This window comes from Bdellovibrio sp. HCB-110 (genome assembly GCF_047323225.1).
In the GTDB taxonomy this organism is placed as follows: Bacteria; Bdellovibrionota; Bdellovibrionia; order Bdellovibrionales; family Bdellovibrionaceae; genus Bdellovibrio.
The window spans coordinates 1,580,144-1,602,378 of the sequence record NZ_CP178750.1; the positions used below are offsets into that span (position 1 = coordinate 1,580,144).

Annotated in this window: 23 protein-coding genes and 1 tRNA gene; 17 read left to right on the forward strand and 7 right to left on the reverse strand. The window is 45.8% G+C overall.

Annotation, left to right across the window (positions count from 1 at the left end; all coding sequences use genetic code 11):
* From ACL934_RS07550 to ACL934_RS07590, 9 genes are all read left to right on the forward strand, one after another.
* On the forward strand, positions 1 to 1,407 hold the full coding sequence (locus ACL934_RS07550; protein WP_374079486.1) for a sigma-54-dependent transcriptional regulator: 1,407 nt from the start codon (positions 1 to 3) through the stop codon (positions 1,405 to 1,407).
* An 81-nt stretch (positions 1,408 to 1,488) separates the two neighbouring features.
* Positions 1,489 to 2,244 (forward strand): type 1 glutamine amidotransferase domain-containing protein, encoded by a 756-nt coding sequence (locus tag ACL934_RS07555; RefSeq protein WP_413613277.1) that lies wholly within the window; start codon positions 1,489 to 1,491, stop codon positions 2,242 to 2,244.
* Between the two features lie 73 nt (positions 2,245 to 2,317).
* The gene (locus ACL934_RS07560) at positions 2,318 to 2,746 is read left to right on the forward strand and encodes a ferritin-like domain-containing protein (protein ID WP_374079489.1); all 429 of its coding nucleotides are present in this window, start codon (positions 2,318 to 2,320) and stop codon (positions 2,744 to 2,746) included.
* A 197-nt stretch (positions 2,747 to 2,943) separates the two neighbouring features.
* Positions 2,944 to 3,765, forward strand: a complete 822-nt coding sequence (locus ACL934_RS07565) for a PstS family phosphate ABC transporter substrate-binding protein (protein WP_374079491.1) — start codon at positions 2,944 to 2,946, stop codon at positions 3,763 to 3,765.
* Positions 3,766 to 3,777: 12 nt separating this feature from the next.
* Positions 3,778 to 6,375 (forward strand): hypothetical protein, encoded by a 2,598-nt coding sequence (locus tag ACL934_RS07570; RefSeq protein ID WP_374079494.1) that lies wholly within the window; start codon positions 3,778 to 3,780, stop codon positions 6,373 to 6,375.
* Positions 6,372 to 6,947, forward strand: a complete 576-nt coding sequence (locus ACL934_RS07575) for a YceI family protein (RefSeq protein ID WP_374079496.1) — start codon at positions 6,372 to 6,374, stop codon at positions 6,945 to 6,947. Before ACL934_RS07570 ends, ACL934_RS07575 begins: the two co-directional genes overlap by 4 nt.
* Positions 6,944 to 7,588 carry a hypothetical protein gene (locus ACL934_RS07580; RefSeq protein ID WP_374079499.1) on the forward strand — a complete coding sequence of 215 codons (645 nt, stop codon included), beginning with the start codon at positions 6,944 to 6,946 and terminating at the stop codon, positions 7,586 to 7,588. Before ACL934_RS07575 ends, ACL934_RS07580 begins: the two co-directional genes overlap by 4 nt.
* Positions 7,585 to 8,709, forward strand: a complete 1,125-nt coding sequence (locus tag ACL934_RS07585; RefSeq protein ID WP_374079501.1) for a hypothetical protein — start codon at positions 7,585 to 7,587, stop codon at positions 8,707 to 8,709. The genes ACL934_RS07580 and ACL934_RS07585 overlap by 4 nt, the downstream gene beginning before the upstream one ends.
* 10 nt (positions 8,710 to 8,719) lie before the next feature.
* On the forward strand, positions 8,720 to 9,913 hold the full coding sequence (locus ACL934_RS07590; protein ID WP_374079504.1) for a putative porin: 1,194 nt from the start codon (positions 8,720 to 8,722) through the stop codon (positions 9,911 to 9,913).
* Position 9,914: 1 nt separating this feature from the next.
* On the opposite strand, the gene ACL934_RS07595 is transcribed toward ACL934_RS07590, so the two are convergent.
* Both ACL934_RS07595 and ACL934_RS07600 read right to left on the reverse strand, forming a co-directional pair.
* Positions 9,915 to 10,298 carry a hypothetical protein gene (locus ACL934_RS07595; protein ID WP_374079505.1) on the reverse strand — a complete coding sequence of 128 codons (384 nt, stop codon included), beginning with the start codon at positions 10,296 to 10,298 and terminating at the stop codon, positions 9,915 to 9,917.
* Positions 10,299 to 10,388: 90 nt separating this feature from the next.
* Positions 10,389 to 10,733 carry a hypothetical protein gene (locus ACL934_RS07600; RefSeq protein ID WP_374079507.1) on the reverse strand — a complete coding sequence of 115 codons (345 nt, stop codon included), beginning with the start codon at positions 10,731 to 10,733 and terminating at the stop codon, positions 10,389 to 10,391.
* Between the two features lie 211 nt (positions 10,734 to 10,944).
* Between ACL934_RS07600 and ACL934_RS07605 the strand changes: the two genes are divergently transcribed.
* Both ACL934_RS07605 and ACL934_RS07610 read left to right on the forward strand, forming a co-directional pair.
* Entirely contained in the window at positions 10,945 to 11,304 is a 360-nt protein-coding gene (locus ACL934_RS07605; RefSeq protein WP_374079509.1) for a hypothetical protein, read from the forward strand.
* A gap of 65 nt (positions 11,305 to 11,369) precedes the next feature.
* Positions 11,370 to 11,445, forward strand: a tRNA-Arg gene (locus ACL934_RS07610).
* Positions 11,446 to 11,624: 179 nt separating this feature from the next.
* Here ACL934_RS07610 and ACL934_RS07615 read toward each other — a convergent pair.
* From ACL934_RS07615 to ACL934_RS07625, 3 genes are read right to left on the reverse strand one after another with little or no spacing between them, the layout of a single operon-like run.
* Positions 11,625 to 13,685 (reverse strand): M1 family metallopeptidase, encoded by a 2,061-nt coding sequence (locus tag ACL934_RS07615; protein ID WP_374079511.1) that lies wholly within the window; start codon positions 13,683 to 13,685, stop codon positions 11,625 to 11,627.
* Positions 13,686 to 13,734: 49 nt separating this feature from the next.
* Positions 13,735 to 14,457: a pseudouridine synthase gene (locus ACL934_RS07620; protein WP_374079513.1), complete on the reverse strand. Its 723-nt coding sequence runs from the start codon at positions 14,455 to 14,457 to the stop codon at positions 13,735 to 13,737.
* A gap of 12 nt (positions 14,458 to 14,469) precedes the next feature.
* Positions 14,470 to 15,090: a murein L,D-transpeptidase catalytic domain family protein gene (locus ACL934_RS07625; protein ID WP_374079515.1), complete on the reverse strand. Its 621-nt coding sequence runs from the start codon at positions 15,088 to 15,090 to the stop codon at positions 14,470 to 14,472.
* 104 nt (positions 15,091 to 15,194) lie between these two features.
* Here ACL934_RS07625 and ACL934_RS07630 point away from each other — a divergent pair, with 104 nt between their 5' ends.
* The 3 genes from ACL934_RS07630 (at position 15,195) to ACL934_RS07640 (ending at position 17,558) form a co-directional block, all read left to right on the forward strand.
* Positions 15,195 to 15,761, forward strand: a complete 567-nt coding sequence (locus ACL934_RS07630) for a DsbA family protein (protein WP_413613278.1) — start codon at positions 15,195 to 15,197, stop codon at positions 15,759 to 15,761.
* 85 nt (positions 15,762 to 15,846) lie between these two features.
* Complete coding sequence (locus ACL934_RS07635) at positions 15,847 to 16,611, forward strand: type 1 glutamine amidotransferase domain-containing protein (RefSeq protein WP_374079519.1); 765 nt, start codon at positions 15,847 to 15,849, stop codon at positions 16,609 to 16,611.
* On the forward strand, positions 16,608 to 17,558 hold the full coding sequence (locus ACL934_RS07640; protein WP_374079522.1) for a sigma-54 interaction domain-containing protein: 951 nt from the start codon (positions 16,608 to 16,610) through the stop codon (positions 17,556 to 17,558). The genes ACL934_RS07635 and ACL934_RS07640 overlap by 4 nt, the downstream gene beginning before the upstream one ends.
* Here ACL934_RS07640 and ACL934_RS07645 read toward each other — a convergent pair.
* Both ACL934_RS07645 and ACL934_RS07650 read right to left on the reverse strand, forming a co-directional pair.
* Positions 17,552 to 18,103 carry a hypothetical protein gene (locus tag ACL934_RS07645; protein ID WP_374079524.1) on the reverse strand — a complete coding sequence of 184 codons (552 nt, stop codon included), beginning with the start codon at positions 18,101 to 18,103 and terminating at the stop codon, positions 17,552 to 17,554. The genes ACL934_RS07640 and ACL934_RS07645 overlap by 7 nt on opposite strands.
* A gap of 59 nt (positions 18,104 to 18,162) precedes the next feature.
* A complete protein-coding gene (locus ACL934_RS07650; protein ID WP_374079526.1) occupies positions 18,163 to 18,405 on the reverse strand; it encodes a DUF883 family protein in 243 nt (80 codons plus the stop codon).
* Between the two features lie 177 nt (positions 18,406 to 18,582).
* Here ACL934_RS07650 and ACL934_RS07655 point away from each other — a divergent pair, with 177 nt between their 5' ends.
* The 3 genes from ACL934_RS07655 to ACL934_RS07665 are packed head-to-tail and all read left to right on the forward strand — an operon-like array spanning position 18,583 to position 21,952.
* Entirely contained in the window at positions 18,583 to 19,131 is a 549-nt protein-coding gene (locus ACL934_RS07655) for an NAD(P)H-dependent oxidoreductase (RefSeq protein ID WP_374079528.1), read from the forward strand.
* Positions 19,131 to 20,951 (forward strand): glutathione-regulated potassium-efflux system protein KefC, encoded by a 1,821-nt coding sequence (gene kefC, locus ACL934_RS07660; RefSeq protein WP_374079530.1) that lies wholly within the window; start codon positions 19,131 to 19,133, stop codon positions 20,949 to 20,951. Before ACL934_RS07655 ends, kefC begins: the two co-directional genes overlap by 1 nt.
* Positions 20,948 to 21,952 carry a Ppx/GppA phosphatase family protein gene (locus ACL934_RS07665; protein WP_374079532.1) on the forward strand — a complete coding sequence of 335 codons (1,005 nt, stop codon included), beginning with the start codon at positions 20,948 to 20,950 and terminating at the stop codon, positions 21,950 to 21,952. Before kefC ends, ACL934_RS07665 begins: the two co-directional genes overlap by 4 nt.
* Positions 21,953 to 22,235 lie beyond the last annotated feature (283 nt).

Genomic DNA, 22,235 nt, shown 5'->3' on the forward strand with positions numbered 1-22,235 from the left:
ATGAAGTCGAGAATTCTTGTTGTCGATGACGAAGAATCAATTCGCGAGTTTTTAGAGATCATGCTCAAGAAAGAAGGGTATGAAGTCACTTTGGCCGAGGATGGTCAAAAAGCGAAAGACCTTCTTACTAAAAAAACTTTCGACATGATCATTTCCGATTTGCAAATGCCTCATGTGACAGGGATTGAACTTTTAAAGCACGTAAAAGAATCTTACCCAGACACGGTGTTCATGCTGATCACAGCTTTCGGTACAACGGAAACTGCGGTAGAAGCCATGAAGATGGGTGCTTACGATTACTTGACGAAGCCGTTCAAAATCGACGAAGTTCGTTTGAACATTCAAAATGCGCTTCGTTCACGCAATCTCGAAGTTGAAAATAGATCTCTTAAGAAAGAACTCGTTAAAGAATACTCTTTCCAAAACATGGTGGGAAATTCTCCTGCGATGCACTCTATCTACGATATGGTGAAAAGAGTTTCTCAAACGCCAACAAATGTTTTGATCACAGGGGAGTCAGGAACGGGTAAAGAGGTTGTGGCAAAAGCGATTCACTACAACGGTCCTTTGAAAGATCGTCCGTTTGTAACAGTGAACTGCGGTGCCATCCCTGAGAACTTGATGGAATCAGAAATGTTCGGTCACAAAAAAGGGTCATTTACGGGAGCTGTTGCTGATAAAGCCGGTCTCTTTGAAGTGGCTGACGGCGGAACATTGTTCCTGGATGAGGTCGGTGAATTGCCGCTGACAATCCAAGTTAAATTGCTTCGTGCGATTCAAGAGCGCGTGATTCGTCGCGTGGGTGCTACGGATGACAATAAGGTCGATGTGCGTATCATCGCGGCGACCAATAGAAATCTTGAAGAGATGGTGCAAAAAGGCGGTTTCCGTCAAGATTTGTTCTATCGTTTGAATGTTATCAATATTAAAACTCCAGGTCTTCGTGATCGTCGTGACGATATTCCATTGCTCGCCAATCACTTCCTCAAGAAGTACAACGAGCGTTTGGGTAAAAACATCGGCGCGATCAGCGCGGATGCCATGGAAATTCTTAAAAAGTACGATTACCCAGGTAACGTGCGTGAGCTTGAAAACTTGATCGAGCGCACAGTGGCTCTTGAAGGTGGCGCTACAATCTTGCCAGAATCTTTGCCACCAATGGTGAATACGTCTTCAGGTCGCAAGATGGCGTCATCTAATGAAATCGAAATCGGTGATGACGGTGTCGATCTTGATAAGGTGATGGGACAAATCGAGAAAGAATTGTTGATTAAAGCCATTCATGCCGCCGGTGGCGTGAAGAAGAGAGCTGCCAAGCTTCTTCATATTTCTTTCCGATCTATGCGTTATCGCATCGAAAAATACAACTTGGGCGTTGTCGGTGATGACGAGTTGGATGACGAGTAAGATTTAAAGTAAAAGATTATATCTTGTGAAAGGGAGCGTTAGCTCCCTTTTCTTTTTGCCGAGTTTCGGTATGCTAAATACATGAGTTCCAAAAAAGTCTTAATCCCTCTTCCCGGTACTGACTTTGACCCGACCGAAGCGGCGGTGCCGTGGAGAATTCTAACGAAAGCAGGAGTTCAAGTTGTCTTTGCCACTCCCGATGGACGAGCGGCTTCCTGTGATTCACGCATGATCACGGGGCGTGGTTTGGGACCTTTGGCATTTGCATTGGTGGCAGATAAAAATGGCAAGGCCGCTTATCAATGTATGATGGCCAGTGCGGAGTTCGTAAACCCCATTTCTTGGGCAAGTATTCATAGTGAAGATTACGACGGCATTCTTTTGCCGGGTGGGCATGCTCCGGGCATGAAGGAATATTTAGAGTCTAAAAAATTACAGAGCGTGGTGGCCGAGTTTTTTGAAGCTGGTAAGCTAGTCGGTGCCATTTGCCACGGAGTAGTTCTGGTGTCTCGCAGTCTTAGCAAAGAAGGTAAAAGTGTTTTGTGGGGGCGGGTGACGACGTCTCTTTTGAAGTCGCAAGAGCTTTTGGCGTGGGGGCTGACGTGTTTGTGGTTGAAGGACTATTATCGAACGTATCCGCAGACGGTGGAAGATGAGGTGAGAAGCAATCTCAAAGAGCGTCGTGATTTTCGGCAAGGGCCGCCGGCTCTTTTTCGCGACAGCGCTGAAGACCTGGATCGCGGATATGTTGTAGAAGATCGCAATTATCTTTCGGCACGTTGGCCCGGAGATGCTCATTTGTTTGCGACACGGTATTTACAGAAGATTCTGACTTAAGTAGAGGTTGGGGCATTTTCAGCTTGAGAGTCCCGACTTCAGATGTTTTGCTTAGAGCTGTTTGGAGGCCTTTATGTCTACGAAAGAAAATAAAAAAGTTATTACATTACTCAATGATATCATCGAAATGGAAATTTCAGGTGTGGTTCGTTATCTTCACTATGCCTTGATGATCAAAGGCCCTAACCGTATTCCAATTGTAAAATGGTTCCATGAGCAAGCCAACGAAGGTTATCAACACGCCTCTTTGATCGGGGAAAAGATCACAGCTTTGGGCGGGCATCCTTCTTTGAAAGTCAGCCCAGTCCCTGAAACTAAAACTCACAAAGTTTTGGATATCTTGAAGGAGAGCTTGGATTTTGAACAGGCGGCTCTCACGAAGTACAAAGAAGTTCTTAAGCACTGCGAAGACGACGTGGCTTTGGATGAAATGATCCGCGGTATGATCCGCTTAGAGACAGAGCATATTGAAGAAGTTGTGAAAATGCTCGATACAAACTAAGAAATACCTGACATATATATGTCTAAGAGGGAGCTTTTGCGCTCCCTTTTTATTTTTCGTGCGTCCTGCGCGGCCCATCCTAACAAAATCCCAACATGGTCCTGACATAAGCTTAGCTGAATCACAACGTGATATTCCTTCTGGAACCTGCGAAATTCCGCGCCATCTGAAATGGCTCAGAAAAAAAGGAGAGTTCCATGAAATATTCCGTTTTGGCGGTGGCATTGCTGATTTCTTCAGCATCATTTGCTCAATCTAAACATTTGTTCTCTGGTTCTGACACTCTTGGTGGTGTAATGACAGACGCTATTATCGCGGCTGGTCTTGATCAATCTATCGGTTACGTAGGCGGCGGTTCAGGCGTTGGCGAAAAAGCTTTGGCTAACGGTGAAATCGGTATCGCTCCAATGTCACGCCCAATGAAACCTGAAGCTATCGCAATTGCCCAAGCTGCTGGCGTTACAGTTCTTGAACACGTGATTGCTTTGGATGGCGTTGCCGTTTTCGTTAACGGTTCTAACGGAACTCCAGGTTTGGATTTGAACACTTTGGCTCGCATCTTCTCTTGCGAAATCACTTCTTGGGCACAAGTTCCAGGTTCTGGAAAATCAGGTGCTATCAATGCTTTCCGTCGTGATGATTTGTCTGGAACTACAGACACTTTCAAATCTTTGGTTGGCGTTAAAAAATTCGGTGCTTGCGTGACTGTTGTTCACGAAACTGCTGATATCGCTGAAAAAACAGCTACTGATGCTGATGCTATCGGTTACGCTGGTTTGAGCGGGAAAAACGAAAACAACCGCGAAGTTGCAATCTCTAAAGCAGGAACTGCTTATGTGTTGCCAACTGCGGGAACTATCCGCAACGAAACATACCCATTGTCTCGTAAATTGTACATCTACGAAGCTTCAGGTGCTCGCACTCCAAACCAAGTTGAAGCACAACTTCTTGAACAACTTTTGGATCGTTCATTCCTTGATCCTATCGTTCAAGACCACGATTTCGTAACTCTTGATTAATAAAGGTGTCCGGTGAAGCAACTCACGCTCATCCTCATATCGTTGTTCATGCTTGCTTCCTGCGGAGGAAAATACACTCCCGGGGAGCAAGACCCTTTAAGAGCAATGCAATGCCCGAATATCGATAAGACATATAGCTATGACGAAATCGAATTTGACGGCGGACGAGGCACGGGCCTGGTGAGCTTCGGAGATCTTCGAGACGGTATCAACTCAGCATGTATGAGTTGCCATCAAGCTCCCGCACAAAGCGGGGGCTTTTCGTATATTGACTCTTATCGCGGCGAAATCAGAACGATTGCAGGGAAAACGCAATTTTATCCGGGCTTCATTGAAATCGCTGACAAAGTCACTGAATACATCTTCCACTCTGATCCTGAAAAAAGAATGCCTCCGACGGATCGTCGTCAAAAAAATCCAGAAGCTTTCATCACTCTGGGTAAAAAGATTCAAGCTTGGGTTGCCGCAGGAAAACCTGAAGGCAGTTTCTCTCTAGATCCCAATGCTCCGCCTGAACCTCCACGTAAACCTCGCTTCAGAGGCAGTCAAAGTGGAAACTGCACGCCGACTTCAGAAATTATCGGCTTTGATTATTTTAAAGACCGCGAATTTGCGAGCATGGAAAAGCTGCCGCAAAATTTGGCGGACACGGATTTATTTTCTTTAGATGCCTATGAACTCGCTAAAAAAGGAACAGTGGCTTACACTGTGGAATATCCTTTGTGGGCGGATAATAACGGCAAGGGGCGTTGGATTCATCTTCCGATGAAATTGGAAGGTTTAAAACTTGTTCGTCAAAAGGCCAAGTACATTGAAGGTCAAGAGAACTTCTTTGATATGCCAAAGAACACGCGCCTTTATAAGTTCTTCTATAAAAAAATTAAAATGGCCAACGGTAAAACTCGTTACAAACGGATCGAGACCCGCATCATCGTTGTGCGCAAGCCTTGGCAGAACAGTTTGTTTGGAACTTACAAATGGGACGATTCCGAACAAACAGCAACGTTGGTGGAAACTCCGTATCGTGATGGAACTCCTTTTAAAGACACTGTTTTTACGGTGACTGTGGATGAGATTTCAAAAAAGGTACGTAACTACGCGATTCCGGGGAGTCAGCGCTGTATTGACTGCCACATGGGTTCGCAAGGTCAAAACTTTGTGATCGGATTTTCGCCTTTGCAACTACATCGTCGCTCTTTAGGAGAGGCGGGGCGTGAAGAGCCGATTCTGCCTTCGGATCTTACGCAAGTAGAACGTTTAAAAGAATACGGATTTATTGAAAATGCTCCGATGGAGCGCGAGTGGCCGATCCTTGAAAAAATGGGAACGAGTGCTGCGCGCAATTTGCACGAGTTAAGAGCTGCCGGATACATGGTTGGAAACTGCGCTCACTGTCACAATCCTCTTGGTTTGGCATTTACTAAAGAAAATGCGGTGAATTTAAATCTGACAGCGGGTGCTGTATTTTCATTCAACACTAAAACACGTTCAACTCAGATTCCTTCGCGTTTGATCGTGCATCAAAACGGGGATTTGGATCAAAGCCATATCTGGAGAAAAGTAGCGGATTCGTCCCAGCAATTGGGTTTAACAAGTCAAATGCCGATGAACACTCCGGGCGGACCTGACTGCGGCATCTTGCGCATCATGGGTAAATGGGTGCGCAGCTTCGAGAGTGAATACGCGGCGAATATTTGGGAGCCGACTTGCAAAAAAGAAAATGACTTTAAGTGGATCGATCAAGATTTCACCGTTTCAACAAGTGACGTCTTTGTTCCGCGCAGATCAGATTGGAATGATCCAGCCTCAGGAATGCCAGAAAAATTCCGCAGTCTTTCTTTAACTCCGGAGCTTGAAAAGGCTATCACACAAGAAATTCCAGTGGGTTACTGGAGCAAGAAAGACATTTGCAGCTTTCCGAAAAAAGATTTATCGAAGGAAGAGCAAAGACCTTGGATGATGAAAGGGACGCAGCCCAAACGTCCTTTTGGCGAAGTTTATTATTCAACACCGGGATCTTGGTATTTCCGAACTTCTTGTATGAAGTGTCACGGGCCTAATGCGGACGGCAATTCGTCTTTAGCCCGTGGGATTATGCAGTGGTCGGGCGGGAGCGTTCGCGTGGCCGATCTTAGAAACGGCATGTTTGGTAAAAAAGGTGAGAACTTAAAAGTCTTTGATAGCAACGGGCAAAACTTTGCGCCTCAGTATTTATTCTGGATGGCGATGGAAGGCACTCGCGTGCAATTCCCGCCAGAGCTTTCAAGCTTTGTGGGTAAGCACGGTGGTCAAATGCTGAATCAAATGCGTGAAAAGTGTTTGAATCAGATCTCGACAGCAAAAACGTCTTCACCAGTCTTTATGGATCACGAGATCTTTAACAAAGTTTGCTTCGTTAACAATTTACATCAAGGGCACCCGGATTTGGCTTTCAATCCAAATACCAACAAGCCTTTGTATCCGGAAAAAGTAGAAGCATGGCTTGATCGCGCGGCTTTTAATATTGGATACGCGATTTTCTATTATCTGAAAGACATGTCTCAAGGCGTGGTTCGTCCAAGCAATGATCAATGTGAAGTTCTTTATCCTAAGAAGGAGCAGTCGCTATGAAGTCCGTTCTTTTTATTTCTCTTTTAGTTAGCACTCAGGTTTTTGCAGCTCCTTCTTTCAAATTAACTAAAGAGCGTGGCACGACACAGTTTTTGGCTATCGGTAACCCGAGTGCGATCCGTATCGATGGAAAAGGGGAAGGTCCGGAAGGTCAATTGGCGGCTCAAGAAAAAGGAGAAAATTTCGTAGTTTCGGGGGAGCTTCGCGTGAACTTGAAAAACACGGATACGGGCATCGCTTTGCGCGATCGTCATATGAAAGATAAATATCTTGAGGTTGGAAAATTCGAAAATGCGATCTTATCAGTCAATGATCTGACAGTGCCGAAGAGTGCTTTGGCAAAAGAAACTGACACCAAACTTCCTTTCACGGGAACTTTGGACCTTCACGGGGTTAAAAAGCCCGTGAACGGTGAATTTGTTGTGAAGTCTTCAGCCGACGGCGTAAAAATGACGGCAAACTTCCAGCTAAAACTTTCTGACTATGGCATTGTGATTCCTTCTTTTGCGGGTATCACGGTGGCTGACCAGGTTGAAGTCAATGCGGCCTCTACGGTGGAGAAGCTTCAATGAAACTGAATCTTCTTGTGGCAGTTCTAGTAAGCTCCCTGGGACTTGCGGCCTGCAACTACAATCACGTAAAAAAAGAAAATGCGATGATGGGTGGTCCTGGGAAAAGCGAAACCATGGTGGCTGCCAGTTTAGACTATCAAAGTCTGAATATGAGTGTCATCGGCCCTCAGTGCTTACGTTGTCATTCCACGGCAGGGGGAAATCAAGGCGGTTTGAGTCTTGAGACCTATCAGCAAGTGCGCGCCAATTTAAATCGCATTTACTATCGCTCTATCGAAAAGAAAGATATGCCTTCAGGCGGTTTGGGTGAGGCTCAATACGGGTTGCTCAAAGCATGGATTGAGGCCGGGGGGCCTGAGCGCAACACGGGACGCGGGACTGTGCGAGCGATTCAAGGTCCGATCAATTGGCCAGTGATCAAAAATCAAGTTTTGAAGTCAAGCTGCCTGGATTGTCATCGTGGGGCAAATCCTGATGCGGGTTTGGATTTTGAATCTTTGGAAGTCGTTAGAAAAAACATCGGAAGTATTTTTGATTCTGCCATCGTTAAACAAACGATGCCGCTGGAACCCTATGGCGCTTTAACAGACGCGGAAAAACAAGCTCTGATGAAGTGGATTTCGCAAGGAATGCCTGAGTGAAAAGTTTTTTTGTCCTAGTTCTGTTATTATTTGCTAATAAGTCTTTTGCTTATCCTGAAATGATTCGTCATGGCTATGTGAACTGCATGGCCTGCCATACCACTCATCAAGGTGGCGATATGCTTTCCCAATACGGTCGTGAATTGGGAAAAGAACTTTTCTCTCGCAACGATTCTATTTTTAAAGCTCCCAATGCAGAAAAAAATTATTGGGAAATTGAAACTCCCGAGTGGTTGCGAGTCGGTGCCAACGTTCGTCTTTTGCAGACGATGAGTGAAAGTTCCGTGGCTTCCAAGGGCCGCTTTATGATCATGCAAGTGGATATCGACACGCTATTTAAAATCAGCGAAAAGGTCATCGCGTATGCGTCTGTGGGCCGCTATGAACCTTCTAAATCCGATGCCGAGTGGAGAGATTTTATCTACATGCCTCGGGCCTGGGCTCAGTATTCTGAAAACTGGCGGGGAGGAGCGGAAGTGGGTTCTCTTCGCGCCGGAAGATTTTATCCCGTTTACGGTCTTAATATCGCAGAACACACTTATGTGACTCGACGCTATTTGGATTTTAATCCCGGCCAAGAAAGAGTCGCCGCGGAACTTGCGTGGAGCAACGAAAATTATCAAGTGGTTGCCACAGGTCTTAGCAAGCGTGCCCGCTTTGATCAGTATGATGACGAAGAAGGTTACGTTCTGCAGGTTTCTAAAGTTTTCGGAAAGTCGGCGCGCGCAGGTGTGAACATCTATCGCAGCCGTCTTTCTCAAGCTGGAGGCGACCAAGACAAAGCATTTGAAGGTGTTTTTGCACTGATTGGATGGACGCCGGAATTTTCAACTTTGTTTCAGGCGGATAAAATTTATTATCCCAGCGGGAAAACAGGTTTTGTTGATTTCCTCAAATTTAGTTACGAGTACACGCAAGGCGTGCAAGTTTTCTTAACTCAAGAATACTACAATGCGGATACGGAAAAAACCGATCCTCATTTGGAATCTTATGGTGTGGGCGTTCAATACTTCCCATTCCCGAACTTTGACATCTTTGCCACATACAAAAAAACCAAAGATTCATCGCAGTTGGATGAATATCAGAATGTGGTTTGGTTAATTGCGCATTTTTATCTGTAGGAGTTTTATTATGAAGTTCAGTCTTTTCTTTGTATTCATGTTAGGAGCTTTCTCTGTTTCTGCGCAAACTCCCGAAACAAAACCGGCATCAGAAATGGCAATGCCCGACGCAACACCGGCACCGGCCGTTGTGGCGCCAGTCGCAGCGGTGACTCCCAAAAAAGAAACACCGAAAGACGAGCCTTTCCAGTTCTTTGGTGATTTCCGCTACCGTCAACAAATGGAGACGCAATCTCCAAAACAACAACGAAGCATTCAGCGGATTCAGGCGCGCTTTGGTGTTTCTAGTCAAGTGCATGAAGATCTGAAAGTAACTTTGCGTTTGATGACGGGAAGTTCTGCCAATAGCGGAAATCAAACTTTGGGTGATGAAAAAGCGCCAGGGATGCCTCGTCGTAACTTTGGTTTGGATCAAGTTTATTTCGACTATAAGCCGGTTTCCATGCTCAATATCTATGGCGGGAAAATGCCTCAGCCCTTCACTTTTGTAGGGAAGAATCAGCTGATCTTGGATCGTGATATTTCTTTGGAAGGATTGGGTCTTAAATACAATCAACCTTTGAGTGATGAGTGGAGTTTCTTTGCTCAAGGGGGCATGTTCTGGATTCGCGAAAATTACGATTCTCAGTTTGGTGAAGAGCAGACGGATAATTTCCTCAACGCTGTTCAAGCGGGTGCGCAGTGGAAAGCGAACGAGTGGACGGTGCTTTTTGGTGTAGGTTCATTCTCGTACACAGATCTTAAAGACAATCCTCCAGCCAATATCACGTCGGGTGCTACTGGAAATGGAAATACTCTGGATATCAACGGCAACTATCCAACGAATTTTGATATCGAAGAAATGTTCGTCGAAGTAAAAAAGAAAGTCGGCTCTGTAGATCTGACGGCTTTCTATGAGACTCTAAAAAACAAGGACGCTGAAACTCCGAACAAGGCTTATTCCTACGGACTTCTTGCCGGATATAAAGCTTGGAGCTTTTCTTGGGCTCAGCAAGAAATTCAAAAAGACGCCGTGCTGGGCGTCTTCACCGATTCAGATTTTGGCGGAGGAGTGACCTCCACCCGAGGATCTGTTTGGAGTGTCGCTTATAAAATCACTAAAAAAGTTCAAGTGCAGTACACGGTGTTTAAAAATGAAAACGCCATTGATCTGATCCCTAAGGATTACGATCGCACGCACATTGATCTTTCTATGACGTTCTAAGCTATTTGCAAACCAACGCGCGGATCAAGTCGTCCGCGTGAACCCATATCATATCTTCTTCGCCCACAAATTCGGGGCGGCCGAGCATCAAGGCGACCATGAGTTCTCGCGAAAGACGGCGCATTTTTAAGAATGAGTCGATGTCTTTATTGCTCGCTACCATGATGGACTTCTCTTTGCCTGCAATTTCAAGCTTTCCTTCTTTAGGGTCCGTGATGGGTTGGTATTTGTGCAGGTGTTCGTCTTCAAGAGTCACCAGAATATCAGGTCCCACTTGTTCAAGGCTGATGATGTGAGTTTTGGTGATTCCCTGACATTCCTTTAGGGGCGCCGCGAAAGAGGGAAGTGCGAAACAAGAGATTAAAAGTGCAGAAATGATTTTCATTAGAAGACCTCCAAAAGAGAGGTCTTAAAGGGAGGCCTTTAGGAAAACCAGTTATCTTTGCTTCATTTCGATTTGTTAACGCACGCGATGTTAGCTGAGATCGAAAACGCCGCCAAAAACTTCCAGATCAAACCACTTTTTAAACTGCTCAAGGGAAAAAGGAGGAAAAATGTCCTCCGTAGCATAGTAACTTTCAAGATATGTGTCGTAGGCCATTTTAAGAATGATCTGAACTTCTTTGTCTTGCAGAGTTTCTTCAATTTCTAAATCCAACTCATAGTCGATAAGAAAAACAAAGGGCTCGGCGTTCGCACTTTGAAGAGTCCAAGGGGTCTTTTCGGATGAGTCAGGATTCTTACTCTTGTGATAGTCGTTAAGCCAATCAATCAGGGAACTCTTAGGATTTATTTTGAACGCACGTTTATATAGGTCCATAACTTAAGTGTAAGGAACATTCCTTCAACAAGGGAAAGCAAATGTTTGATTTGACATCTTTCAGTATAAATTATCGTTCTGAAAGAGATCTGGAAACACAGAACGGCTCGCCAAGCTAACATGGAGGTGGGGACACCCCCTCAAAGCCAAAAGTTGACGGCTTTGGGTATTCGTTTAGAATCTAAGTACAGGCTTTATTGAAGGAGATCTTATGCGTTTGTTGACCTCAGTTATTGTGCTTTCGGGACTTTTTGCCTCCCCGAGTGGACACGCTTCGCAAAGATCTTTTCAAGTTTTTTCAACCAGACAAATTACCCCCAAGGTCGATCGTTTTTACGGTCAAGATGGCAACGCTTTTGCGACGGTGTTTTGCAGTGCCGAGTCTCCGCAAGTGATGATCGTCGACAGCCGTCTGAGTGATCTTGATGGAAAAACCTTTTTATTCGGATCTCTTGAAGCCTGTGAAAAGGGGCGCTCGAATGCTCGCGATTTGAATAAGAAGTGCCTCATTGAACTTATTATTGACCAAACAACCCAAGCTGCCGTTTTGAAGGTCTCTCGCTGCCAGTAATTCCCAAAGAGCAGAGTCCCAATTCTTGCCTTGTCTGGAAAAATTCAGATATATTGCTGAATGTCGACCCCATAGCTCAACAGGATAGAGCGTACGTTTCCTAAACGTTTGATCCCCGTTCGAGTCGGGGTGGGGTCACCAGCTCAAGTGCATCCTCTGAGGACGTATAGGACTAATAAAATGGGAATGGGAATGCCGAGCAACCACAAGAGGATCCAACCTATTTTTCCAGATTGATATTTGCGTAGCATGGCGCCCCCTTTTCTCATCTAAGAATAGGGTAGCAAACGAAGAGCCATCAGTAGATGGCTCTTGCGATATTACAGCGATCTTTGCAGAGGCGACTGGAGAACCGGCCAAGTGCTCTTAAGCACGGCGGGACGTCCTTGAAAAATAAGAATTCCAAAACTGCCATAGTGTGTGAGGCGACCGGCCCATTCAATAGGATTGTTGTCTTTACTCCAGCGAACCCAGACGACCGTTTGTTGAGCGTTGCTTTTAAGACGTGTGACCAAAACAGTGCTTGTGCTCTCTAGCAAAAACTCCTGACCATCCACCGTCATTTTTCCGTCAGCAAGACTGAACTTTTGATCTTGCAACTGAGTTTTCATGAACGTGGCAAATTGTTCTTTGTCGCCAACAAACACCAAAGCGCCATCAGTGGAGGTCTGCAATGAATCTGTGATGGGATGAAAGGAACTTTTGCCGTCAATGGCTTTGGCCCAAGCCTGTGCGAATTTTTCGGCATCAGCGGAGGTTTTGTCGTAATAGAAATTTACTTGCGGACTGCCTAAAACAGACGACAAAGTCGCAGGACGTTCTTCAAGATAAAGATCGCGGAAAACATGATAGTCAGGATCGACAGAAATTTTGACTGGTTTTGAGCGACTGACCAGAGAGAAAACACCAGACTTATCGTTCAAGCGCGCCAATTGACGAATCTCTTCTCCAGATTCCAGTTTCCAAATCACAGGAACATGAAGATCGTAAGCTCCTTGTTGTGTTTGTGAAAGCAGGTAAGTGGTGCTGTAAGCGCCATCCAACCAACGCATCACCTTGACGTCGTTCAGCTCAATATGCGGAGCCCCTTGGCTGTCCAACCATTGCGTGAAGAAATCCTGAAGATTTTGATTCGTGATTTTCTCAAAGCTTTTTTGCACTTCCGCGAAAGAAACACGCTGAAAAAGATTTTCAGTATAAAAATCTTGAAGAGCTTTTTTGAAAAGATCTTTGCCGAAGCGGAATTCGAGCATGTGGAAGAGCATCATGGATTTACCATAGCCCACCGCTTGAGAACTAGAATTGTGGCGTCCCTTGAATTGACGAAGAGGAAAGTCCTTCCCCGGATTTGCCGTCACAAAGTCGCCGTAGTTGATGAGCGTGTTCATGCGATAGCCACGGTCGTTGCCGGCTTTTTCCTGTTGCCAGTAATCGGCCATGTATGTCGTGAGGCCTTCGCTCCAATTGCCTTTTTCATAATCGACATAAACGCTATTTCCCCACCAGTTATGCAAAACTTCATGAGGCAGTGACGAATTTAGAATGAAAGGCAAACGGATGACAGTGGGCCCTAGCAAAGTAAAGCTCGGCATTCCATAGCCGGTCTCCCAAAAGTTTTCTACCACTGTGAAGGCCGAATAAGGGTAGGGAGAAATCACGTCGCTGTAGTGATTCATGTACTCAGGAACCAAAGTCAGAAAAGTCTGAGCCAAGGAAGGATCGGGCCTGCGTAGCAAAACTTGAACTTTCTTTCCAGAAGGAGTGTCGAGTTCGTAGTTAAAGAAAGGACCCGCGACAAGATAGATCTCTTCTTGAGGATAAATTTCGACAAAACGAGAGGTGCGAAGATCGTTTGCCACTTGCGTATTTGCGATCTGCCCTTGAATAAGGGAACGCCAATCCGCCGGAGTTTGCACGGTCACGTCGAAACTTTTCTGTGTGTCTAAGAAAAACGGATACCAGTAGGTACTGCCAAAAAGAGTTGCTCCTTCTGGAGCGATCAAACCATTGCTGTTATCGTCAATCACGGCGTCGTAAATGACGCCCGAATAACTCAAAGAAACTTTGTTGTCTTGGGTTCCTAGTTGCAGACCGTATTCCGCATAAGGCTCACTCTGTGTCCCCGGATGAATAAGAACCAAAGTATCATCATTGCTTGTTACGGAAATAGTGAGGTCTTTGTGCAGAAGAAAGCTCAGCTTGCGCGGGGATTCTTTGGGAAACGTCAAAGTATCTTGGGCTTTGAGCATTTTGAGTCCCGGATAAATTTCCACTTGCATTTTGTGATGCACAGGAGTTGCATGAGACTGCATTGAAATAAGCAAAATGAAAAGAAGGCCTATCACAATCATCAGTTTGTGAAGAGCTTGCGCTTTGGTCATGGATTACCTCTGAAACGGGGACCATATCTACGCCCGCTTCAGAAAGAGGTCAAAGGGAATTCAGGGGCGTCGTTGGGGCTTCTGCGGGATTAAACAAAAGTTGAATTTTCTTCCACTTCTCACAAGCCGGAGCCTCAATGGAAACGTTTTCCCCGCTCCACGGGTGAACGAATTCCAAGCGCTGCGCTTGCAGGCACAACCCTGCGATTCCTATATGGTTTCTAAAGAAACGGTTGTGATGGGAATCGCCATGAACAGCATCCCCCAACAGAGGGTGCGAGATGCGATTAAAATGACGGCGGATCTGATGGTAGCGCCCGGTGTGAGGAGTGACCTCCACCCACGAATAGCGAGCCGTAGGAAATTTTTTCCCGACAGCCACAGGAAATTCCACGGTGCCTAAGCGTCGGAAGCTGGTTTTTGCATCGACCAAGTCCCCCGTAGAATCCAATTCCAAAGGCAGTTCGATGACTCCGGATTCCTTAACGTAACCACGCACCACGGCCTGGTAAGTTTTCTGAGTGTTGCGCTCGGTAAAGAGTTTGCAGAGTTTTCCCGCTGAGGCAGAAGAAAGAGCGAAAAGTAAAACGCCACTGGTACCCGCATCCAAACGGTGCACGGGGAAGACGTGTTGTTTCATCATTTTTCGCGCATGATAGAGACAGATTTTATCTCGAGAAACACGATGCTCGGGATTTTCGTGAGGATGAACATGGAAGCCTGAAGGTTTATTCACGGCAATAAAATGTTCATCCTGATACAAAAGCTCCACGAAAATTCCTAACTAGTTTTGTCCCGCCCAAATGTAGTAAACGCTGCCGCCTTTAAGCTGAGACACCACAGTGTTGATGTACTTTTGCTCTACAGCGGGGCAGCCCTGACTGCGACCCAAGGGCTTGTATTGCGGGTCGACGTACCAGGCTCCATGCACAACAATGGCGCGATCCATTGCTTGATCGTTGGTTTTTTCCAAACCCACGAGGCGCATTGAGCGGCCATGTTTACCACTGTACTCGCCACCAGTCACGTACATACCGATGGAGGACATGTTAGATCCTTCGATATTGGAAAATTTCTTAGCCATTCCCGTATGGCTTGGATCAGAACCCTTGCCGTGAGCCACCAAATAACGTGTCACAACGCCCGACTTCATGTCCACCACGTACATGCGTTTATTGTTAGAGCTTTGTGTGAAATCAATCACAGTGAGATAATTTTTATTCGAGATTTTATTGTAGTAGACGTCGTAATAAGTCAGAGCCTTTTCCAAAGCCTTTGTGGGAATTTCTCTTTTTGGGTCAACATAATCATATTTTGAAAGATCTGCTGTTGGGGGCGAAGTTTGTGCCAACGCGGGTATAACGAAAAATAAAGCAGCGACAAAGGACATGATTTTCATCGTCATAAAGGACTCCGGAAAGTGATTTTGATGTGTCGCAAATCAGATCGGAGTCTCTGCCGAGGACTTGACGTACTCGTGAGTTAATCTAGACTTTAGAGGGAGGCGAAATGCGATACCGAGCGAACCTTTATTCCGACTTGAATTGCCCCTTTTGCTACGCTTTAGAGGAAAGACTCGTGGCTTTACGTCTCACTTCTCTGGTCGAATGGAGAGGAGTTCAGCACGCGGGAGAGCTTCCTGTGCCCATGGAGATCGCCAATTACTCTTTAAGTCGTGCTCTGGAAAAAGAAGTCGTGATGGTGAAAAGCTTGGCTCCGGAATTAGATATTTCGTTCCCTCTAGGAAAGCCGAACACGCTGAGAGCGATTCAATATGTGATTTCTGCTCAGCAAAGAGATCCCATGTTGGCACTCGTCTATCGTCACACTCTCGCACGAGAGTTTTGGGTGAATGGCGAAGACATTTCCAACGAGACACTTTTAGTGAATTTAGCTCGAGAGTTGGGAATGCCGGATTTGACCATTGATAAGGCAAGTGAAAGCATCGCTGATCGTTGGCAAAGAGAATGGGAACATCTGGGCACGGCTTCCGTGCCGACGTTACAGCGTGAAGATGGCGAAGTGGCTGTTGGTCTTATGTCGAATGAAGATCTTAAAAAATTCTTTGATATCTAACTGTTGATTTGCAGTTCTCCTCTGAAAATTTGAGTTCCGCTGGCCGGTGAGCGATGCTGATATATGTCTGCAAGGAGGACTTTTTATGCGAAGTAAGAAGATACTTTTTGTTCTCACCAGCTCTGATCAATTGGGAGACACCGGACACAAAACAGGTGCCTATCTTTCAGAGATCACGCATCCCTATGACGAACTTGCTCGCCTAGGTTATGACATTGATATGATCAGTCCTCGGGGAGGAAAGGTCCCTTTGGATGGCGTGATGATGGATGATCCTCTGAATGCCACGTGGATGAATGATGAGGAGTTTTTAAGTAAAATTGAAAACACGCAAACGCCTTGGCAAGTGCGCGGCAAAGATTACTGCGCCATATATTTTGCCGGCGGCCACGGTGCGATGTTCGATTTCCCGGAAAATCTTCAATTGCAGAAACTGGCGACGGAAATTTTTGAAAACAATGGCGTCGTCGGCTCTGTCTGCCATGGTGCCGCGGCCCTCGTGAATGTCCGTCTTTCTGACGGAGCTTATTTAGTTAAAGGTCACGAGGTGTCGTGTTTTACCAATGAAGAAGAAGAAACAGTGGGAATGGAAAGAGCTGTTCCGTTCTTGTTGCAGACAAGACTTGAAGAACGTGGCGCACATCATACGTCGTCACCGCGTTTTGCCGGACACGTTGTAAAAAGTGGGCGTCTGGTGACGGGACAGAATCCGGCCTCTGCTGCCGGAGTGGGGAAATCCATTGCTGAAGTTTTGGATTTTATCGAAGAAGGTCGTATTGTGCCGGAACAAAATTGGTGCGAGTGGCGAGAGCCTTCTTCTCAAGTCGGTCATGCTGGGGGACTTTTGTGAGTGATTTAAATATCATTGCACAAAGTCCTCGTTTTCAAGAAGTGCTCAATGTCGCTCGGCGTGTAGCTGCCAGTTCCGCCAATGTTCTGATTACAGGTGAAAGTGGCACAGGCAAAGAAATTGTAGCTCGTATGATTCACGATTTAAGTTCACGAAGCCGGGAAACTTTTGTGCCGATAAATTGCTCGGCCATTCCCGATCAACTTTTGGAATCTGAATTGTTTGGATACGCGCGGGGGGCATTTACGGGAGCTATGTCTGCTAGACCCGGTCTCTTTGAAGAAGCCAATGGCGGCACTCTATTCTTAGACGAAATCGGCGATCTTGATTTACATCTTCAGGCAAAACTTTTGCGCGTTTTACAGGAAAAGAAAGTAAAACGAGTCGGAGAGAATCACTATCGACCATTGAATATTAGAATTTTGGCGGCGACTCACAATGATTTGACGGAGGATGTTCAACAAAAGAAATTTCGCGAGGATCTTTATTTTCGTTTGAATGTCGTGCCTATTGCCATTCCCCCTTTGCGGGAGCGAACGGAAGACATTCTTCCTTTGGCAAACTACTTCCTCAAGAAATATTCTTTAAAGCATCACTCAGCGGAAAAGAAGTTTTCCCCTGACGTCGCGGCTTTTTTATTGTCGCAAATGTGGTGGGGTAATGTGCGGGAATTGGAAAACGCCATTGAGCGTGCGGTGGTGTTAAGTTCGAAAAATGAAATTTCTTCGATGGATCTTGAAGTCGGACAAAGAAAAACACCGCTCCTTGAGTCTATTTTCGAGCGTCTTTGTCAAAAAGAAGGCCGTCTTCTGTCGTTAGAGGAGATGACTCAACAATATATCGAATACGCCCTACAAGTGAATAAGGGCGTTCGAGAGAAAACAGCCAAGGATCTAGGCATTGACCGTAAAACCTTGTATCGAAAGACTCATCATCGCTTTCAGTGAAGCGGTGAGCTGGGACTCTCCTTGTCGGCACGTTCTGCGCGTTTTTCTCGTCGCCAGAATCTTTCACCACCGGGAGGAGTAGCCGCTTGTCGTCTTTCCCGCGCTGTACGTCGCGTTTCTCTTTCTCTGACGAAATCCATGACCAAAGTGGCCAAGGCGTTTTCCAAAGATGAAGATGGGCGAGGTGTTTCAAAACGGCGATGGTGGGTTTGATGATGGACATGACGGGCTCCGGGCCAAGCGCGCAAGAAAACGTAAGCGAACGTGATAGCGGCCACCGCAATCAAGCCGATGCCAGCACTTAATGTTGCCGTCCAAGCAATGCCACCAGTACGGTCATACTGTGTCGTGCTATCGAGTAGCGAAATAAAAAATCCTCCGCAAAACAAAATGACGGCGCACAAACCCGTTAAAGTCAGACTCACGACTTTGCGACTTTTTCGACTGACTTCATCAAAGACTTCTTCAGCAGTTTCGCGAAGACCTCGGGCTTTGGCGTTGAGGCGACCGACGATAAAAGAAGCGAACATTGCTAGCCATTGCATGGGCGACTCCTCGGGGTGGGGAGGACCTTAGTTAAGATTCCTCCCAGTTGTTAAAAAATCTAGTGATTGCGACGAATCAACATTCCCGCAACGAAACCTACGGCCGCTGCTCCGAGAATTGTATAGTACGGATGAGTTTTCACAAATTCTTCGGAAGTGTCGATAGCCACACGCGCTTTGTCTTGCACGGCATGATAGCGATCATCCCAGCCGCGATTGTGGAGTTCCTGCTTCACGTTCTTTTTTACATTCTCTTTTATGTCGCCAAGATTGTTTCGGAAATCGTTGGGTGTTGTTTCCATGGTTTCACTCCTTGTGTGTGAATGTTGGTAAGCACTGATATGATTGAAGCAGGAACAGTGCCACGGCGAGAGAAAAGGCAGGAACCGTTGAGGACGTGTCGAGGGGAAATATGCCCTTGGGTCTTAGGGACGCTTGCCCCATTTGACCCCGACTTGGCTGTGGGCTAGGATGGACCCATGAAAAAAGCTCTTGTTCTTTTTGCTCATCCATTTTCGAAAAAATCCCGAGTCAATCGCACCATCATGGATGCTTTGCAGGGACTTGATAATGTGCACGTTCACGATCTCTATGAAGAGTATCCGTACTTCCATATCAAGGTCGCACGGGAACAAGAGTTGCTCTTGGAGCACGACATTGTAGTGTGGCAGCATCCCTTTTATTGGTTCAGTATGCCGCCTTTAATGAAGCTGTGGTGTGATGAAGTTCTACGCCGTGATTTTGCTTACGGTCCCGATGGTTCAAGACTTCAGGGAAAAGATTTTCTTTTGTCTATCACCACGGGGGGCTTGGGAGATCCAGGAAACTCTTCGGTGGACATCAACACTTACTTCCCGCCGTATCAACAAACGGCCCAAGTGTGCGGGATGAATTGGTTACCACCTTTGGTGATGCGTGCAACCGGCCGGGCCACGCAGGATGAAGTGCGGCTGCATGCGGAAAAAGTACGCCAGACCTTAATGACCTATTGTTGCTCCTTACCCTCAGAAAAATCGGAAGGTCCCTAGTGGAATCCAGCGGCTTGTATTACATTTTAATTTTTCTTGTTGCGGCATTGATCTGCGTTCCCGTTTGCAAACGTTTGGGTTTTGGTTCGGTGCTGGGATATCTTTTGGCTGGTTTGATTATCGGTCCATTTGGCTTGGGTTTAATCAAACGAGTTGAAGACACCATGCATATTTCTGAATTCGGAGTGGTCTTGCTGATGTTTATCATTGGTTTGGAACTGGAGCCTAAAAAACTTTGGGAAATGCGTATTTCCATTTTTGGTTTGGGCGGATTGCAAGTTCTTGTCGGAAGTTTGGTGATTGGTTTTGGTGTCTATGCTTTGTTCGCACAAACAGCGGCGGTGTCGGCGTTGATCGGAATGGCTTTTGCGCTTTCCTCCACGGCGATGGGTTTGCAGTTGCTCGGCGAAAGAAGACTTTTAGGAACAAGCTCCGGACGATCGGCCTTTTCCATTTTGCTCTTTCAGGACATCGCCGTTATTCCGATGATTGCCATTCTGCCTTTGATGGCTGTGTCTTCCCAAGTGGCCGAGGCTCAAGAAATCACACCTTGGATAGGCGTATTGCGTGTTATTGGCGTGCTTCTTCTGATGGTTGTTGGGGGGCGCATGCTTTTACGTCCTTTACTTCGTTGGATCGCGGCTCAACACTTGCGCGAGATTTTTACGGCCTTTGCGTTGTTTCTGGTCGTGGGAATGTCATTTGTGATGGAGCAACTCGGAGTGTCCATGGCTTTGGGGGCTTTTATGGCAGGTGTGCTTTTGGCAGACAGTGAATATCGTCACGCTTTGGAAACGGACATTGAACCTTTTAAAGGTTTGTTGATGGGGTTGTTTTTTATCTCTGTCGGCATGTCAGTGAATCTTGTCAAAGTTCTTCAGAGTCCCGGTACTTTTTTGGGGCTTGTTTTGTTGGTGTTTTTTGCCAAGACAGCCATTCACTTAGCTTTGGGAGTTCTTTTTAAAGTTCCAAGAAAACAACTTCCGTTCTTTGCGATACTTCTTTCACAAGTCGGAGAGTTTGCCTTCGTTCTTATTGGCGCCGCTCAGGAATTGCGCATCTTAACTGTCGATTTTGCGGGAACATTGGTGGCCATTGTGGCTCTTTCAATGTTACTGACTCCCTTATCGGTTCTTTTCTATGACAAGATCTTTATGCAGTTCTTTGATCGACAGGAACAAATGGAAGACGATAAAATTGAAAATGAAAACAATCCCGTGATCATAGCAGGCTTCGGTCGCTTCGGTCAGATTGTCGGTCGTCTTCTTTATGCCAACCGTGTGAAGGCCACGGTTTTGGATCATGAGCCCAGTCAGATTGAAATGCTTCGTCGTTTTGGTTTTAAAGTTTATTATGGCGATGCGACCCGTATGGATCTTTTAGAATCTGCAGGGGCTCATCAAGCGCAGATTCTCGTAGTGGCAATTGATAATGTCGATGACAGTCTTAAGCTCATTGATTTGGCGAAAGAGACTTTTCCGCATTTACGTATTTTTGCTAGAGCTCGAAATGTCGCTCATGTGTATGCCCTTATGGATCGCAAGGTGGAAATCATTGAGCGGGAAACATTTGAATCCTCCTTGCGTATGGGATCTGCGGTTTTGCGCTATTTAGGATGGCCGGCTTATCAAAGTGTTGTGGCTGCGAATATTTTTCGTGATCACAATTTAGAAATGCTCAAGGATTTGCATCAAACAAGGGATAACCCAGACGAAATGATCGCAAAAACAAAACAAGCGCGAGATGATCTTGAAAAAATGTTCCAAAAAGAAAATCATTATTTGGAACGTGCAGATGAACCTTGGGGCAGTGAAAAATGATGAAATCGGTATTGTTAGTTGGGAGTTTTGTTTTTCTGAGCAGTGTCAGTTTTGCCAAAGACTGCCAGGAAAAACATGGAGCCTTGGATTTTGGCTCGGGAACGACCAAAGCCTTTGCTGCGATTGTTGATGTATGTAAAAAGCAGATAGTTGAAGTGATTTACGAAGAGCGATTGCCCTTGGCTTTGAATGAAGCTTTAGAAAAATCTGAAACGAAAGAGATCCCTTCCAGTGTAGTCAATGAGGCTCTTCCGCGTTTTCAAAGCCTTGTTAAAAAGATGAAAGACCTTGGTGTTGGTAAGATCTATGCTGTAGCCACCTCCGTTTTTCGAGTGGCTAAGAATGGTTCTGAGGTTGCAAAAAAGATTTCCACAGAAATTCAAATCCCTGTGAATGTGATTTCTCAAGAAAGAGAAGCGGAGCTGGGATTTTGGTCGGCTTTGGCGCAAAAGAAGGTCTCCATCAATGATCCTATCATTGTTTGGGATATCGGCGGCGGCTCTATGCAGATGTACGCCCGTCGTCAGGGGAAAGTGCATGTCTTTCAGGGAAACCTTGCGTCGGTGACTTTTAAGAATCAAATTTTAGAAGTTCTGCAATTCAAAAGTCCCAAAAGTTTTTCTTCACCAAATCCTATTGGCGCGCAAAGGGAAGCTGCTTTGCAATTGGCAAAAAATCACGCTTATTTGAATGTTCCTACCTTCTTTAAAAAAGAAGCTGTGAAATCCCGTTGGATTGGTGTTGGCGGTGTCCTTTCGATGTCTGTGCAAAGGCAGGTGAACAAAGAAGCCAAAGAATTTACTCAAGTAGAGTTGGATCAGACCTTGAAACAAAGAGTTCATCTAAAAGACTCTGAAATTGACAGCGACTATCGGGTTTCCGACATTTCCAACTTGGCTTTAGTTCTGGGTTATATGCAGGCCTTAAAAATTCCCAAAGTCGAAACAGCCCAAGCTTCTTTGGGACAGGGGCTGATCTTTTATAGTCTTCATGGGAGATAGTGGAATTAGTCACAAATCACTTCCATTTGGCAGTGAGTGTTTTTATCAGCGGTGACAGTAGCAAGTTCTACCTCCATCCATGAGAAGGCCTTCCTGACGAGCATCGTGCTCGTCAGGAGAAAGCAGTGGAGGAGATTTTAATTTTTTGAACTTAGCCTTCTACTTCCATTTGGCAGTAAAAAGATACTGACGTGCTAAAGAATTATTTACCAGCAGTGATGATAGCTAACCAGAAAATCATCCCAGGTCTTGGCGGTGCGTTGTTTGTATTACAATTTTATTT

Bases quoted from the DNA above. Each gene is read 5' to 3' on its own strand.
- ACL934_RS07625 (WP_374079515.1), bottom strand. From the start codon at position 15,090: ATGACGATGAAAATCATGTCCTTTGTCGCTGCTTTATTTTTCGTTATA.
- ACL934_RS07645 (WP_374079524.1), bottom strand. From the start codon at position 18,103: ATGCAATGGCTAGCAATGTTCGCTTCTTTTATCGTCGGTCGCCTCAAC.
- ACL934_RS07550 (WP_374079486.1), top strand. From the start codon at position 1: ATGAAGTCGAGAATTCTTGTTGTCGATGACGAAGAATCAATTCGCGAG.
- ACL934_RS07595 (WP_374079505.1), bottom strand. From the start codon at position 10,298: ATGAAAATCATTTCTGCACTTTTAATCTCTTGTTTCGCACTTCCCTCT.
- ACL934_RS07665 (WP_374079532.1), top strand. From the start codon at position 20,948: ATGATGAAATCGGTATTGTTAGTTGGGAGTTTTGTTTTTCTGAGCAGT.
- ACL934_RS07630 (WP_413613278.1), top strand. From the start codon at position 15,195: ATGCGATACCGAGCGAACCTTTATTCCGACTTGAATTGCCCCTTTTGC.
- ACL934_RS07580 (WP_374079499.1), top strand. From the start codon at position 6,944: ATGAAACTGAATCTTCTTGTGGCAGTTCTAGTAAGCTCCCTGGGACTT.
- ACL934_RS07605 (WP_374079509.1), top strand. From the start codon at position 10,945: ATGCGTTTGTTGACCTCAGTTATTGTGCTTTCGGGACTTTTTGCCTCC.
- ACL934_RS07650 (WP_374079526.1), bottom strand. From the start codon at position 18,405: ATGGAAACAACACCCAACGATTTCCGAAACAATCTTGGCGACATAAAA.
- ACL934_RS07555 (WP_413613277.1), top strand. From the start codon at position 1,489: ATGAGTTCCAAAAAAGTCTTAATCCCTCTTCCCGGTACTGACTTTGAC.
- ACL934_RS07655 (WP_374079528.1), top strand. From the start codon at position 18,583: ATGAAAAAAGCTCTTGTTCTTTTTGCTCATCCATTTTCGAAAAAATCC.
- ACL934_RS07590 (WP_374079504.1), top strand. From the start codon at position 8,720: ATGAAGTTCAGTCTTTTCTTTGTATTCATGTTAGGAGCTTTCTCTGTT.
- ACL934_RS07575 (WP_374079496.1), top strand. From the start codon at position 6,372: ATGAAGTCCGTTCTTTTTATTTCTCTTTTAGTTAGCACTCAGGTTTTT.
- ACL934_RS07565 (WP_374079491.1), top strand. From the start codon at position 2,944: ATGAAATATTCCGTTTTGGCGGTGGCATTGCTGATTTCTTCAGCATCA.
- ACL934_RS07560 (WP_374079489.1), top strand. From the start codon at position 2,318: ATGTCTACGAAAGAAAATAAAAAAGTTATTACATTACTCAATGATATC.
- ACL934_RS07615 (WP_374079511.1), bottom strand. From the start codon at position 13,685: ATGACCAAAGCGCAAGCTCTTCACAAACTGATGATTGTGATAGGCCTT.
- ACL934_RS07635 (WP_374079519.1), top strand. From the start codon at position 15,847: ATGCGAAGTAAGAAGATACTTTTTGTTCTCACCAGCTCTGATCAATTG.
- ACL934_RS07600 (WP_374079507.1), bottom strand. From the start codon at position 10,733: ATGGACCTATATAAACGTGCGTTCAAAATAAATCCTAAGAGTTCCCTG.